At 68.8% G+C, this 12,514-nt stretch carries 14 protein-coding genes; 9 read left to right on the forward strand and 5 right to left on the reverse strand.

Translation table 11 applies throughout. The features are described from left to right. Positions 1 to 13: 13 nt before the first annotated feature. From ACN9MV_RS10290 to ACN9MV_RS10300, 3 genes are all read left to right on the forward strand, one after another. Complete coding sequence (locus ACN9MV_RS10290) at positions 14 to 409, forward strand: hypothetical protein (protein WP_426392059.1); 396 nt, start codon at positions 14 to 16, stop codon at positions 407 to 409. An 81-nt stretch (positions 410 to 490) separates the two neighbouring features. After that, on the forward strand, positions 491 to 2,572 hold the full coding sequence (locus tag ACN9MV_RS10295; protein ID WP_426392060.1) for a TonB-dependent receptor: 2,082 nt from the start codon (positions 491 to 493) through the stop codon (positions 2,570 to 2,572). A gap of 60 nt (positions 2,573 to 2,632) precedes the next feature. Next, complete coding sequence (locus ACN9MV_RS10300; RefSeq protein ID WP_093058248.1) at positions 2,633 to 3,586, forward strand: AEC family transporter; 954 nt, start codon at positions 2,633 to 2,635, stop codon at positions 3,584 to 3,586. A 139-nt stretch (positions 3,587 to 3,725) separates the two neighbouring features. On the opposite strand, the gene ACN9MV_RS10305 is transcribed toward ACN9MV_RS10300, so the two are convergent. Then, positions 3,726 to 4,085 carry a hypothetical protein gene (locus ACN9MV_RS10305; RefSeq protein WP_354337627.1) on the reverse strand — a complete coding sequence of 120 codons (360 nt, stop codon included), beginning with the start codon at positions 4,083 to 4,085 and terminating at the stop codon, positions 3,726 to 3,728. Between the two features lie 18 nt (positions 4,086 to 4,103). Here ACN9MV_RS10305 and ACN9MV_RS10310 point away from each other — a divergent pair, with 18 nt between their 5' ends. Next, on the forward strand, positions 4,104 to 5,315 hold the full coding sequence (locus ACN9MV_RS10310; protein WP_093058249.1) for an OmpA family protein: 1,212 nt from the start codon (positions 4,104 to 4,106) through the stop codon (positions 5,313 to 5,315). A 9-nt stretch (positions 5,316 to 5,324) separates the two neighbouring features. On the opposite strand, the gene pdxH is transcribed toward ACN9MV_RS10310, so the two are convergent. After that, the gene (pdxH, locus tag ACN9MV_RS10315) at positions 5,325 to 5,978 is read right to left on the reverse strand and encodes a pyridoxamine 5'-phosphate oxidase (protein WP_097200856.1); all 654 of its coding nucleotides are present in this window, start codon (positions 5,976 to 5,978) and stop codon (positions 5,325 to 5,327) included. Between the two features lie 29 nt (positions 5,979 to 6,007). Here pdxH and ACN9MV_RS10320 point away from each other — a divergent pair, with 29 nt between their 5' ends. Beyond that, positions 6,008 to 6,577, forward strand: a complete 570-nt coding sequence (locus tag ACN9MV_RS10320) for a nucleotidyltransferase family protein (RefSeq protein ID WP_426392063.1) — start codon at positions 6,008 to 6,010, stop codon at positions 6,575 to 6,577. A gap of 16 nt (positions 6,578 to 6,593) precedes the next feature. On the opposite strand, the gene ACN9MV_RS10325 is transcribed toward ACN9MV_RS10320, so the two are convergent. Both ACN9MV_RS10325 and ACN9MV_RS10330 read right to left on the reverse strand, forming a co-directional pair. After that, entirely contained in the window at positions 6,594 to 7,133 is a 540-nt protein-coding gene (locus ACN9MV_RS10325) for a superoxide dismutase family protein (protein ID WP_093058251.1), read from the reverse strand. Continuing rightward, positions 7,130 to 7,837: a gamma-glutamylcyclotransferase gene (locus ACN9MV_RS10330; RefSeq protein WP_426392065.1), complete on the reverse strand. Its 708-nt coding sequence runs from the start codon at positions 7,835 to 7,837 to the stop codon at positions 7,130 to 7,132. Before ACN9MV_RS10330 ends, ACN9MV_RS10325 begins: the two co-directional genes overlap by 4 nt. A gap of 135 nt (positions 7,838 to 7,972) precedes the next feature. Between ACN9MV_RS10330 and ACN9MV_RS10335 the strand changes: the two genes are divergently transcribed. The 4 genes from ACN9MV_RS10335 to ACN9MV_RS10350 all read left to right on the forward strand — a co-directional run bounded on the left by ACN9MV_RS10335 (position 7,973) and on the right by ACN9MV_RS10350 (position 11,938). Continuing rightward, positions 7,973 to 8,521, forward strand: a complete 549-nt coding sequence (locus ACN9MV_RS10335) for an OmpA family protein (RefSeq protein WP_093078833.1) — start codon at positions 7,973 to 7,975, stop codon at positions 8,519 to 8,521. Positions 8,522 to 8,724: 203 nt separating this feature from the next. Then, a complete protein-coding gene (gene edd / locus ACN9MV_RS10340) occupies positions 8,725 to 10,566 on the forward strand; it encodes a phosphogluconate dehydratase (RefSeq protein ID WP_426392066.1) in 1,842 nt (613 codons plus the stop codon). After that, positions 10,557 to 11,198, forward strand: a complete 642-nt coding sequence (eda, locus tag ACN9MV_RS10345) for a bifunctional 4-hydroxy-2-oxoglutarate aldolase/2-dehydro-3-deoxy-phosphogluconate aldolase (protein WP_426392068.1) — start codon at positions 10,557 to 10,559, stop codon at positions 11,196 to 11,198. Before edd ends, eda begins: the two co-directional genes overlap by 10 nt. A gap of 8 nt (positions 11,199 to 11,206) precedes the next feature. After that, positions 11,207 to 11,938 (forward strand): haloacid dehalogenase type II, encoded by a 732-nt coding sequence (locus ACN9MV_RS10350; RefSeq protein ID WP_093078830.1) that lies wholly within the window; start codon positions 11,207 to 11,209, stop codon positions 11,936 to 11,938. On the opposite strand, the gene ACN9MV_RS10355 is transcribed toward ACN9MV_RS10350, so the two are convergent. Next, positions 11,939 to 12,496: a DUF1697 domain-containing protein gene (locus tag ACN9MV_RS10355; RefSeq protein WP_426392070.1), complete on the reverse strand. Its 558-nt coding sequence runs from the start codon at positions 12,494 to 12,496 to the stop codon at positions 11,939 to 11,941. Positions 12,497 to 12,514 lie beyond the last annotated feature (18 nt).

Consider the following 12,514-nt stretch of genomic DNA (forward strand, 5'->3'; position numbering starts at 1 on the left):
AGGTCGCACGCAGATGACGCACACGAGGCTCTCGCGCACAGTCGCCTTCATGCTGCTCGTCGCAGTGTGGGTGACGTCGACGCTCGGCCTCGTGCATGCCACGCTGCACGTGCCGGGCGATCGCGCCTGGGCCCTGTCCGCCGAGCGCGCGACCGCTGCCACTACCGTGGCTTCGGGCGCGCACGCCTCGGCGCAGCGGCACACCTGGCTGCATGCGTTGTTCGGCGACAAGACCGACGCCGAGTGCCGGCTGTACGACCGGCTGTCGCACGGCTTCAGCGCGCCCGGCGTGCCGCTGGTGGTGCTGCCGATGGTGCTGCCGTCGGCCACCTTCGCGTATCTGCAGGGCGAAGCCGTCGCCCGCTGGATCGTGCTGTTCGACGCACGCGGTCCGCCTTCCACTCGCTGAATTTCCGATGTGTTCCGACTGCCGCACCCGCTTGGCGTGGGTGGCGGCCGGTCGTCCCTTGATTTCAACGAGTGTCCATTCATGACTCCCAATTTCCCTCGCAACGCCATCGGCGTTGCCGTTCTTTCGCTTGCCTCTTTCGCAAGCCTGGCCCAGGCGCAGGCCCAACCCGCCGACGCCACCAGCCTGCGCGAAGTCACCGTCACCGGCAACCCGCTCGGCGCAAGCGACCTGATCGCGCCGACCACCACCCTGTCGGGCGACAAGCTGCTGCTGCGCTCCCAATCGACGCTCGGCGAAACGCTCGACAACGTGCCCGGCGTGAGCAGCAGCTACTTCGGCCCCAACGCCAGCCGCCCGATCATTCGCGGCCAGGACGGCGACCGCATCCGCATCCTGCAGAACGGCGGCGGCGCGCCCGACGCCTCGGCGCTGAGCTACGACCACGCCGTGCCGGTCGATGCACTTGTGACCGACCGCATCGAAGTGCTGCGCGGCCCGTCGGCGCTGCAGTACGGCGGCAGCGCCGTCGGCGGCGTGGTCAACGTGATCGACAACCGCATTCCGACGGAACCGATCAACGGCTTCGGCGGCCGCGCCGACCTGGGTTACTCCACCGGCAACAAGGAAAAGAACGGCGGCGTGGTGCTCGAAGGCGGCAACGACCGCCTGGCGATCCACGTCGACGCCTTCAACCGCGACTCGAAAGACGTGTCGGTGCCGATCACCCTCGAATGCAGCAAGCCCGGCTCGCCGTGGACTGCGCGCAAGATCTGCAACTCAGCCAACGAGGCGCACGGCGGCGCCGTCGGCGGCACGATGTTCTTCGACCAGGGCTACATCGGCGCCTCGGTCAGCACCTACCGCAGCAAGTACGGCACCGTGGCTGAAGACGACGTGACCATCGGCATGAAGTCCGACCGCTATGCGATCGAAGGCGAGTGGCGCCCGGGCGGCTTCATCAGCAGCATCCACGCGAAGCTGAGCCACACCGACTACCGCCACACCGAGTTCGAGGGCGGCGAAGCCGGCACCACGTTCTCGAACATGAGCAACGACCTGCGCATCGAGGCGCGCCATCAGAAGATCGGCAACTTCGAAGGCCTGGTCGGCTTCAGCAGCGAAACCAACCGCTTCGCTGCCGACGGCGAGGAGGCCTTTGCGCCGCACAGCCGCACGCGCTCCAACGCGCTGTTCATGTACGAGGAATACGGCACTTCATGGGGCCGCCTGAGTTTCGGTGCGCGCACCGAGCAGGTCCGCATCCGCTCGCTGGGCTACCCGGACGATCCGACGGTCACGCGCTTTGCCGTCGGAGAGCGCACCTTCAATCCGCACAGTGCGGCCTTCGGTGCGCTGGTCAATCTCGCGCCGCAGTGGCAGCTGACTTCGAACCTCGCCTACACCGAGCGTGCGCCGAAAGACTACGAGCTGCTGGCCAACGGCCCCCACGTGGCAACGGCCGCATGGGAGGTGGGTGACCCGAACCTGAAGAAGGAAAAGTCCACCGGCCTCGACCTGGGCGCGCAATGGAAGTCGGGCCCCAACACGGCCCGCGTGAACGCGTATGTCACGCGCTTCAGCAACTACATCGGCCTGACGGCATCGGGGCGCAACCTCGATGAAGAGGGCAACGTGGCCGAGCCCGGCGCCACCGACACGCTGGCCGAGTACGTCTACAGCGGCGTGCGCGCGCGCTTCACCGGTATCGAGGCCAACGGCAACTTGCGCCTGCTGGGCACCGACGGCTTCGCGCGCATGGGCGACGCGGGCACGCTCGACCTCGAGTGGCGCGGCGACATCGTGCGCGCGAAGAACCTCGACACCGGCGAGCCGCTGCCGCGCATCGCGCCGCTGCGCCTGGGCGCAACGCTGGCCTATGCCAACGGCCCGTGGGGCGCGCGCTTCGGCTTCGACTACAACGCGGCGCAGCACCGCATTCCGTCGGTGGGTGCGCGCGAAACCGATGCATACACGCTGTGGAATGCGGCCATCACCTACCGCATGAAGGTGCAGCGCGCCAACCTCACCTGGTATGCGCGCATGGACAACATCACGAACAAGCTTGCCTACAGCGCGACCTCGATCCTGACGACGACGGTGTATCCGAACGCGCCGTTGCCGGGGCGGACGCTGAAGGTCGGCCTGCGTGTGACGTTCTAAGGGCGTTGGGGAAGGAGGGCGGCGGCGAGGACGAAAGAGTCCCTCGGCTATCCTCGCCAAGTGAATTCCATCGTCATCTCCTCGCTCCTCCCCGTCGTCCTGCTCATTGCTGTCGGCTATCTGGCAGGCAAGCGCCGCTGGATCGGCGGCAATGCGGTGAAAGACCTGTCACACCTCATCTTCCTGCTGCTCGCGCCTGCGCTGCTGTTCCGCGCCATGAGCACGGTGCACGTCGAGCAGTTGAGCCTCAAGCCCGTGGCGGCGTACTTCATCGCCTCGGGCCTGCTGTTCGCGGGCACGCTGGCGCTGCGCGGGTTCAACCGCACGGCGGCCGTGCTCGCGCTGGCCAACACCTACAGCAACACCGTGATGATCGGCATCGCGCTGATCGGCCTCGCATACGGCGAGGAGGGCATGGTGGTGCTGCTCACGCTGATTTCGCTGCATTCGCTGGTGCTGCTGACGAGCGCCACGGTGGTGCTGGAGCTGGCCGTCGCGCGCGAGCAGGCTGGCGCCGCTGGCGCAGACAAGCGGCCGTCGATGGCGCGCACCGTGATGCGCGCGCTGCGCAACGCCATCATTCACCCCGTGCCGATGCCGATCATCGCGGGCCTGTTGTTCGCGCAGACCGGGCTGGTCATGCCCGAGGTCATCGACAAGCCGATCCAGCTGCTGGGCCAGGCTTTCGGGCCGATCGCGCTGGTGATGGTGGGCATCACGCTCGCGCTCACGCCCATCGGCCGGCACTGGCGCGGCGCGCTGGTTCAGGCGCTTGTGAAGAACCTGCTGCATCCGCTGCTGGTGGCCGTCATCGGCTGGCTGCTGGGCGTGCGCGGCATTCCGCTCACGGTGATGGTTGTGGCAGCGGCGCTGCCCATTGGCGCCAACGTGTTCCTGTTCTCGCAGCGCTACCGCACGTCCGAAGACCTGGTGACGGCCAGCGTCGCTGTGTCGACGGTGCTGGGGCTCGTCACGCTCACGCTCGTGATGATGTGTGTGCAGTGGCTGCCCTGAGTCCTTCGGTCTCTTCTCCTTGGCGTTGAGCGGACTTTCGCCTTAGAGCGCTTCGCCGCGTGCCTATGCCGTTTGGCAGGGTGGCCGTTTGGCGAGATGGCGCGGGGCCGCCGGCACCCTACATTTGCCGGCTGATGATTCACCCGGCGCGCTCTTCGCCCCTTCTTGCTATGGCGGTGGTCGCGACGGTGATCGCGCTGCACGGCCGTCCCGCGCAGGCCGCGGAGCCCGCTGGCGCGGCCAAGCCGTGCCGCACGCCGTGCCTGTCGGCGAACGTGCCGCGCGAGCCGGCCGAGCCGTCGCCCGCCGAGAAGTCTGAAAAGACGGACGAGGCGCCGTCGAAGCCGAAGCCGGTGATCAGGACGCGCGCGCAGCCGGCCGCACCGCCACCGCCGCCAGTGCAACGCGAAGCCGCCGCGCCGCGCGCCGCGCCATCGAAGCGCTGCAGCGAAATCAACATGCGCGCCGCCGTCGGCGAGCCGCTGTCGGACCAGGACATGAAGACATTGAGGAGCCAATGCTGATGACGACCACCACCCAACGAGTCCGCGTGGCACTGCGCGTGTTCGCGCTGTGCGCTGCCGCCGTGCTTGCCGCCGCCTGCGCGCACCGCCCCGCGCCCGGCAACGCCATGCCTTTCGACCAGGCCGTGAACCAGGCAGTGGACGACCTGATGGTGCAGACGCAGAAGCTGCCGGCCTTCCTGGCCAAGGTGGAGTCGACGCTCACGCAGCGCCGCATCGTGATCGACCCGCTGCTCGAAGGCGCGAGCGGCCAGCAGACCGAGGTGACGCGCGTGGCGGAACAGCGCATCGTCCAGCGCATGCAGGCGCAGTTCAAGCAGTTCACCGTCACGCCGTTCAACGCCAGCGAAATCGGCAACGCACAGTACGTGCTGAACGGCACGCTGGTGCGCGACAAGGACGCCTCTGGCGGGCCGTACCGGCTGAACCTTGCGCTGACCGAGATCAAGAGCGGCGTGGTGATCGCGCAGTCGGTCACGCGCATCAGCGATGCCACGCTCGACACGCGGCCCACCGCCTTCTTCCGCGACAGTCCGGTGAACGGCAAGGACCGCGGCGTGGAGGGCTACATCCGCACCGCCGAAACCCAACCCGGCCAGGCCGCCGACGCGCTGTACCTGGAGCGCCTGCCGACCTCGACCGTGCTGCAGGAAGCCACCGCTGCCTACGAGGCCGGCCGCATGAGCGAGGCGCTGAGCCGCTACGAGGCCGCGTCGAAACGGCCCGACGGCCAGCAGCTGCGCATCTACAGCGGGCTGTACCTCACGCAATCGCAGCTCGGCCGCACTGCCGATGCCGAGAAGACCTTCGGCACCATCGCGCGCCTGGGGCTCGAAACCAACAACCTGAGCGTGAAGTTCCTGTTCAAGCCGGGCTCGACCGATTTCCTCTCCGATCCGAAGATCAGCACCGCCTATCCGATGTGGCTGCGCCAGATCGCGCGGCAGGCGGCGCAGATCGATTCGTGCGTGGTGGTCACGGGCCACACGAGCCGCACGGGCTCGGAGGCGGTGAACGAGCGGCTGTCGCTGCAGCGCGCGGTGAGCGTGAAGGCCCGGCTGGTGGGCGAGGCGCCGCCGCTGTCGAAGAAGCTGCGCGAATCGGGCATGGGCTTTCGCGAGAACATCGTCGGAACGGGGGCCGACGATGCGAGCGACGCGCTGGACCGGCGCGTCGAATTCAAGGTGGTCGGCTGCGAGGCCTGACGACGCGGCTCAGGGGGCGAGGCGCTCGCGCACCCAGTCGCTGCCTTCGAGCCGGTAGCGCAGCCGGTCATGCAGCCGGCTCTTGCGGCCTTGCCAGAATTCCCAGCGGTCGGGCACCAGCCGATAGCCGCCCCAGTGCGGCGGGCGCGGCGGCGAGAGCAGGTGCTTGGCGGCGAACACGGCTGCGTTCTTCACCAGCACGTCGCGTCCGCTGATCACTTCGCTCTGCGGGCTGGCCCAGGCGCCGATGCGCGAGTCGAGCGGGCGGCTTGCGAAGTAGGCGTCGCTCTCTTCGGCGCCCGCCTTCTCGACGCGGCCCTCGATGCGCACCACGCGCTCCAGCTCGACCCAGTGGAACTGCAGCGACGCATACGGATTGCCCGACAGCTCGCGGCCCTTGCGGCTTTCGTAGTTGGTGTACCAGACGATGCCGCGCGCGTCGTAGCCCTTGATGAGAACGATGCGGCTCGACGGCCGCAGGTCGCTGCCCACGGTGCACAGCGTCATCGCGTTGGGCTCGGGCACCTGCGCGTCGATGGCTTCGGTGAGCCAGCGCTCGAACTGCTTCAGCGGATCGCCGGCGCTGTGGGCCTCGCCGAGCTCTGCGCGCTCGTAGCTCTTGCGCAGTGCCGCCAGTGCGTCATTGGAGAGAGGGGAAGTCATGCCGGGATTGTTGCGCACATACTCGGCCCATGGCGACACAGAAGGCGAATTCCCCGGTAGTGATCGTGCTGGCCTCGGGCCGCGGCGAGCGCTTCATTGCGGCCGGCGGCACGGGATCGAAGCTGAAGGCGCTGCTCGCCGGCAAGCCGGTGCTCGAGCGCACGCTCGACGCGGTGCGCGCCAGCGGCCTGCCGTGGCATGTGGAAGACGCGGGGCACCCCGGCATGGGCGACTCGATCGCGGCTGCCGTGCGCGCCACGTCCGACGCGCAGGGCTGGCTGATCCTGCCGGGCGACCTGCCGCTGGTGCTGCCCGCGACGCTGCAGGCGGTTGCAGCCGCCCTTGGCGGCCGGGTGAATGCCGTGCAGCCGCAGTACCGGGGCGAGCGTGGGCATCCAGTGGGCTTTGCCGCCGGGTGCGGCGCGCAGCTCGCTACCTTGGAGGGAGGCCTCGGTGCATCGTCCATCCTGCGGTCGATGCGCGCCATCGATTCGGTTGCCGACCTGGCGGTGGACGATGTCGGCGTGGTCACCGACATCGACACGCCCGAGGCGCTGGCGCAGGCCGAGGCGCTGTGGCTGGCGCGCGTGAACGCCTAGCCTTTTCTATTCGATCTCAGGGCTTTGCGATCACGGCGCAGGCGATGCGCGGACCCGAGTTGCCTGCCGGCTGCGTCGTGAAATCGTCGGGGTCGCGGTGCACCACCAGCGCACGGCCGACTACGCTGTTGGCAGCGCCCGGGGTCAGCGAGATCGCGTGGTCTTCCACGCTGAAGCGTGCCATGCCGTTGGCGTCGGCGCGCAGGCTCGGCAGTTCGCCGGCATGGCTGCCTGGCGCGGCGAACTTGCCGTGCGTGCCGCCGGTCGGGTTGAAGTGGCCGCCCGAGGCATTGCCGTTGTCGCCGCAGTCGCCCTTTTCGTGGATGTGGAAGCCGTGCTCGCTGCCTGGCACCAGGCCGCGCACCTCGCCCGACACGCGCACGCCGTGCTCGAGGGCGGTGAAGGTCACCGTGCCGCGCGTCGGATTGGGCGTGATCGCGGCGGTCGGCACCAGTTCGACGGCCGTGCTCGGCTTGCCGCCCATGCTGCCGCAGGCGGCCAGGAGGGCCGAGGCGAGGAGGGCGGCGCCGGTGGCGATGAGACGACGTTGGTTCATGTGTTTTCCTTGGAGGGTCCGGAAGGTTGGGAGGATTCGGATTTGTCTGGAGACCCCGGAACATATACCGGAGCCTGCGGTGCATCGCAATCAGCAGCGTTCCCTGACTGGCGCTGCTCCTGTTCCTTCGCCGCGGCCAGCGCCACCAGCCGTGCCAGCGCGGCGTCGTGGATCGAATGTCGCTGCAGCTCCAGCAGCGTCTGCTGCGCGTAGTCCAGCGAGCTGCCGTAGCGGCCCACCGCGTGGGCGAAGATGTGGCGGTAGCGCTCGTCGCTGAGCTCGCCCGTGAAGTTGGGGCTGCGCCGCGAGAGCGTGAACGCCAGCGCGCGCACATGGCCCTCGGCCGTGCCGCATCGCAGCCACCTGGGGTCGTACACGCCGGTCGGCATCTCGCGCAGCCAGAGCCGGCGCAGGGTTTCGAGGCCCTCGGCCTTCGGCACGCGGAACACCATGCCGCGGCAGCTGCCGCCCGAGAGCAGCCCGAACACGAGGCCCGGCGTCTGCACGCTGCCGCGGTTCACGCGGCTCCACATCTTCAGCGCGCGGTGCCAGCCGTGCACCCAGGCCGGCCGGCGCTCGGTAAAACCGAACTCGGGCCGCCATATCAGCGAGCCGTAGCCGAAGAGCCAGAGGTCCTCATGCCCGCCCCAGTCGGCGATGGCGCGCTCGAGCATCGGCTGCGGGTCGCGCAGGGGCTTGGGCATGGGGTCGAGTCCCGGCGGACCGGGGTTCGGCGCAGGGTCCGACATGGGGGTGTCAGGGCCGACGCCTACAATTTCCTGATCATGGTTCACCGCACCATTATTTACCGACCTCTTTCCTACGGAGCAAGACCCGCAATGAGCGACGACGACAGCCAGCAGAATTTCATCATCGGATTCGTCATGGCGCTGATCGCCCTGGTGATCTTCTTCGTGGTGGGCATCGTGCTCTGGCACAAGGGGCACAACCCGGCGGCCGCCAAGCCCGCTGCGGCAGTGACGATCTCGGCGCCGGCCCCCAGTGCGGCACCCAAGGTGGCCGAAGTCACCGAGACGGTGACGGTCACGATTCCCGACGGCGCCAGCGTCCGCGTGGTCGACGGCGTGGTGAGCTTCTACTTCGCGACCGGCAGCGCTGATCTCGCACCGGGCGCCGCCGAAGCACTGGCCGCGGTCATCAAGGGCGTCGAAAGCGGCCGCAAGGCGGTGATCTCGGGCTTCCACGACACCACCGGCGACGCCGCCATCAACGAACAGCTCGCGAAGAAGCGCGCCGAGATGGTGCGCGACGTGCTCGTGGGCCTGGGCGTTCCGGCGGCCAAGGTCGACCTGCAGAAGCCCGCCGTGACGGCCGGCACTGGCAACAACGCCGAGGCGCGCCGCGTCGAGGTGAAGCTGGTCGACTGAGCGCCACGCGCTCCGATTGCCAGATCAGAGAAGAAGCCCGGTAACGCCGGGCTTTTTTGCGTGCGCCTCCCTGCAAGGCGCGAATGGGTAAATTCGTATTGCCTGGCGCCCGGATTTCATCGGGCTTTCGCGCCCGGCTTGTTACCATGGGCCTCCAGGCCCACAGTCGCCCTGGCGACATGCAGCAAGAGCCACGTACCCCCATGAGCAGCAGCACAAACCCCACCGTCCGCGACGTTACCGATCGCATCCGCGAGCGCAGCCAGGGGCTGCGCGGCGCCTACCTCACCCGCCTTGCCGAAATCCGCGCCCGCGACCGCGGCTCCGACCGCATGGGCTGCGCCAATGTGGCGCACGCCGTGGCCGGCATCCCGGCCAACGACAAGTTCCGCGTGGTGACCGAGCGCGCGCCCAACATCGGCATCGTCACCGCCTACAACGACATGCTCTCGGCCCACGCGCCGTACCAAGGCTACCCGGACATCATCAAGCAGGAGGCTCGCCGCCTCGGCGCCACCGCGCAGGTGGCCGGCGGCGTACCCGCCATGTGCGACGGCGTCACGCAAGGCACGCCCGGCATGGAGCTGAGCCTGTTCAGCCGCGACCTGATCGCCATGAGCACCGCGGTCGCGCTCACGCACGACATGTTCGATGCGGCACTGCTGCTCGGCGTGTGCGACAAGATCGTGCCTGGCCTCCTGATCGGCGCGCTGCACTTCGGCCACTTGCCGACCGTGTTCGTGCCAGCCGGCCCGATGCCCTCGGGCCTGTCGAACGGCGCCAAGTCGAAGGTGCGCGAACAGGCGGCGCAGGGCCTTGTGGGCCGCCAGGGCCTGCTCGATGCCGAGATGGCCGCCTATCACACGGTGGGCACCTGCACCTTCTACGGCACCGCCAACAGCAACCAGATGCTGCTCGAAGCCATGGGCCTGCACGTGCCCGGCACGGCCTTCATCCAGCCCGGCGACGCGATGCGCGAAACGCTCACGCGCGAGGCCGTGCGCACGGTGCTGGGCAAGGCGGGCGAGGCAGCATTCAATTGCCCGCCCATCGGCGAGATGGTCGACGAGCGCTGCATCGTCAACGCCATGGTCGCCCTGCTCGCCACGGGCGGCTCCACCAACCACCTGATCCACTGGGTGGCCGTGGCGCGCGCCGCCGGCATCCTGATCGACTGGGACGACTTCTCCAAGCTCTCCGACGTGGTGCCGCTGCTGAGCCGCGTGTACCCCAACGGCAGCGCCGACGTGAACGAGTTCCAGGCCTCGGGCGGCCCCGGCTTCGTGATCGGCGAACTGGTCGATGCCGGCCTCATGCATGCCGACGTGCTGACGGTGCGCTCGGGCGGCATCCGTGAATTCGCGAACATTCCGGCGCTGGCAGGCGATGCGGGCGAGCACCGCCTGCAATGGACCCCCGCCGCGCCCCTGAAGAACGAAGCCGTCACGCGCACGGTCGCGAGCCCGTTCAGCGCCACTGGCGGCCTGAAGCTGCTGAGTGGCAACCTCGGGCGCAGCGTCATCAAGGTGTCCTCGGTGCCCGACGACCGCCACGTCATCGAAGCCCCTGCGCGCGTGTTCGACTCGCAGGCGGCGCTGCAGAAGGCATTCACGGCCGGGGAACTCGAGCGCGACGTGGTCTGCGTGGTGCGCTGGCAGGGCCCGCAGGCCAACGGCATGCCCGAGCTGCACAAGCTCACGCCGCCGCTGTCGGTGCTGCAGGGCAAGGGGTTCCGCGTGGCGCTGGTCACCGATGGCCGCATGAGCGGCGCGTCGGGCAAGATTCCGGCCGCGATCCACGTCTCGCCCGAAGCGGCAGCGGGCGGCCCGCTCGCCAAGGTGCGCGACGGCGACCTGATCCGCCTCGACTCCGTCGCGGGTACGCTCGCCGTGTTGCTGCCCGACGACGAATGGGCAGCGCGCGAGACCGCAACGCAACCCGAAGCGCAGCGCATCGCCGACGGACACGGCCTCGGCCGCGAACTGTTCGCCGGCATGCGCCGCAATGCATTGACCGCAGAAGAAGGAGCCTGCTCATGGCTATGAACGAAAAACTCACCGCGCTGGACGTGATGCGCGACGCCCCGGTCATCCCGGTCATCGTGCTGAACGACGTGAAAGACGCCGTGCCCCTCGCGCGCGCGCTGGTGGCCGGCGGCATCCGCATGCTCGAAGTCACGCTGCGCACGCCGCAGGCGCTGCAGTGCATCGAGGCCATCGCCAAGGACGTGCCCGAAGCCGTGGCCGGCGCCGGCACCATCCGCAGCGCGGCCGATGCGCAAGCCTCGGCGCTGGCCGGTGCCAAGTTCGGCGTGAGCCCGGGCTACACGCGCGCGGTCGGCAAGGCCTGCCACGACCTCGGCCTGCCGCTGCTGCCCGGCGTGGCCACCGGCAGCGAAATCATGATCGCGCAGGAAGACGGCTACACGCAGCTGAAGTTCTTCCCCGCGCTGCAGGCCGGCGGCCTGCCCATGCTCAAGGCCTGGCAGGGGCCGTTCGGCGACGTCACCTTCTGCCCGACGGGCGGCATCCATGCGGGCAACGCGGCCGAGTTTCTTGCGCTTTCGAACGTGGCCTGCGTGGGCGGTTCGTGGATCGTGCCGACCGACGCGATCCGCGATGGCGACTGGGCGCGCATCGAGCAACTGGCACGCGCCGCGAGCCAGCTGCCGCGCTGAGCATCGCCATGAGCGGCGCTGATTTCGACGCGAGCGACCTCAAGGTCATCGCGTTCGACGTTTTCGGCACGGTGGTCGACTGGCACAGCGGCATTGCCGCCGAGGCCGAGAGCGCACTGCCGGGCGTGGACGGCGCGGCCTTTGCGCTGGCATGGCGCGCCGGCTACCAGCCCGCGATGAAGGCGGTGATGGAGCGCATCGCCGCGGGCGAGGGCGGCTTCACGCTGCTCGACGAACTGCACCTGAGCATGCTCGAACAGGTGCTGCACGACTTCAGCCTGGCCGACCGCCTCGACACCGCCGCCAAGCGCGACCTGAGCCGCGCCTGGCATCGACTGCCAGCCTGGCCCGATTCGGTGGCCGGGCTCACGCGGCTCAAGAAGAAGTTCACCATCTGCACGCTGTCGAACGGCAACATCGGCCTGCTCACCGAAATGGCCAAGCGCGCCGGCCTGCCCTGGGACTGCGTGCTGTCGGCCGAGGTGTTCAAGGCCTACAAGCCCGATCCGCGCACCTACCTCGGCGTGGCGGGCGTGTTCGATGCGACGCCCGGGCAGGTGATGCTGGCCGCCGCGCACCACGACGACCTGGCCGCCGCGCGCACGTGCGGCCTGAAGACGGCCTACATCGAGCGCCCGCATGAATTCGGCCGCGCCAGGCCGAAGGATGTGTCGCCGCAGGTGGACAACAACCTGCATGCGCGCGACATCAATGAGCTGGCGGACCTGCTGGGCTGCTGATCAGTCGGTGAGCAGCTTCTCCACTGTACGCAGGTTGCGCGTGGTAGTGCTCGACTTGTAGCGGGCCTTGGCGAGCAGCTTGGCCACCGGCGTATCGAGGCTCTCGCCGCGCGGGCATTGCCAGTACAGCACGCCCTTGCCGCGCTTCAGCTGTTCAACGTCGGCATCGACGGTGCCGGCCTTCTCCACGATTTCATCGAGCATCGCGGCGTCGGAGCCGAACACGATGTAGGGATGGCGTTCTTCGTCGATGCGCTCGAAGGGGTAGCCCGCCGCCATCTCGGCCACGGTCTTCTGCGTGAGCAGCACGATCCATGCGTCGTAGCCGAATCGCTTGCGCAAGGCCTGCTCGATGCGCGTGCGCAGCGCCGCGGCGCCGCTCTCGCTGGTGTCGAACAGCACGTTGCCGCTGGCGAGCACGGTGCGCACCGCGCCGAAGCCCAGTTCGACGAAGAGCGCCTTCAGATCGGCGCTCTTGATCGTGATGCCGTTGACGTTCACGCCGCGCAGCAGCGCGACATGGCGGGTTGTCGTGGCCTGCTTCTTCGTGCTTGCCATGGGCTGCCCCGCCGAGGT

Source organism: Variovorax sp. R-27, from assembly GCF_049913215.1.
GTDB lineage: Bacteria > Pseudomonadota > Gammaproteobacteria > Burkholderiales > Burkholderiaceae_C > Variovorax.

Bases quoted from the DNA above. Each gene is read 5' to 3' on its own strand.
- ACN9MV_RS10355 (WP_426392070.1), bottom strand. From the start codon at position 12,496: ATGGCAAGCACGAAGAAGCAGGCCACGACAACCCGCCATGTCGCGCTG.
- ACN9MV_RS10295 (WP_426392060.1), top strand. From the start codon at position 491: ATGACTCCCAATTTCCCTCGCAACGCCATCGGCGTTGCCGTTCTTTCG.
- eda (WP_426392068.1), top strand. From the start codon at position 10,557: ATGGCTATGAACGAAAAACTCACCGCGCTGGACGTGATGCGCGACGCC.
- ACN9MV_RS10290 (WP_426392059.1), top strand. From the start codon at position 14: ATGACGCACACGAGGCTCTCGCGCACAGTCGCCTTCATGCTGCTCGTC.
- ACN9MV_RS10305 (WP_354337627.1), bottom strand. From the start codon at position 4,085: ATGTCCTGGTCCGACAGCGGCTCGCCGACGGCGGCGCGCATGTTGATT.
- ACN9MV_RS10310 (WP_093058249.1), top strand. From the start codon at position 4,104: ATGCTGATGACGACCACCACCCAACGAGTCCGCGTGGCACTGCGCGTG.
- ACN9MV_RS10350 (WP_093078830.1), top strand. From the start codon at position 11,207: ATGAGCGGCGCTGATTTCGACGCGAGCGACCTCAAGGTCATCGCGTTC.
- ACN9MV_RS10335 (WP_093078833.1), top strand. From the start codon at position 7,973: ATGAGCGACGACGACAGCCAGCAGAATTTCATCATCGGATTCGTCATG.
- ACN9MV_RS10330 (WP_426392065.1), bottom strand. From the start codon at position 7,837: ATGCCCAAGCCCCTGCGCGACCCGCAGCCGATGCTCGAGCGCGCCATC.
- edd (WP_426392066.1), top strand. From the start codon at position 8,725: ATGAGCAGCAGCACAAACCCCACCGTCCGCGACGTTACCGATCGCATC.
- ACN9MV_RS10320 (WP_426392063.1), top strand. From the start codon at position 6,008: ATGGCGACACAGAAGGCGAATTCCCCGGTAGTGATCGTGCTGGCCTCG.
- pdxH (WP_097200856.1), bottom strand. From the start codon at position 5,978: ATGACTTCCCCTCTCTCCAATGACGCACTGGCGGCACTGCGCAAGAGC.
- ACN9MV_RS10325 (WP_093058251.1), bottom strand. From the start codon at position 7,133: ATGAACCAACGTCGTCTCATCGCCACCGGCGCCGCCCTCCTCGCCTCG.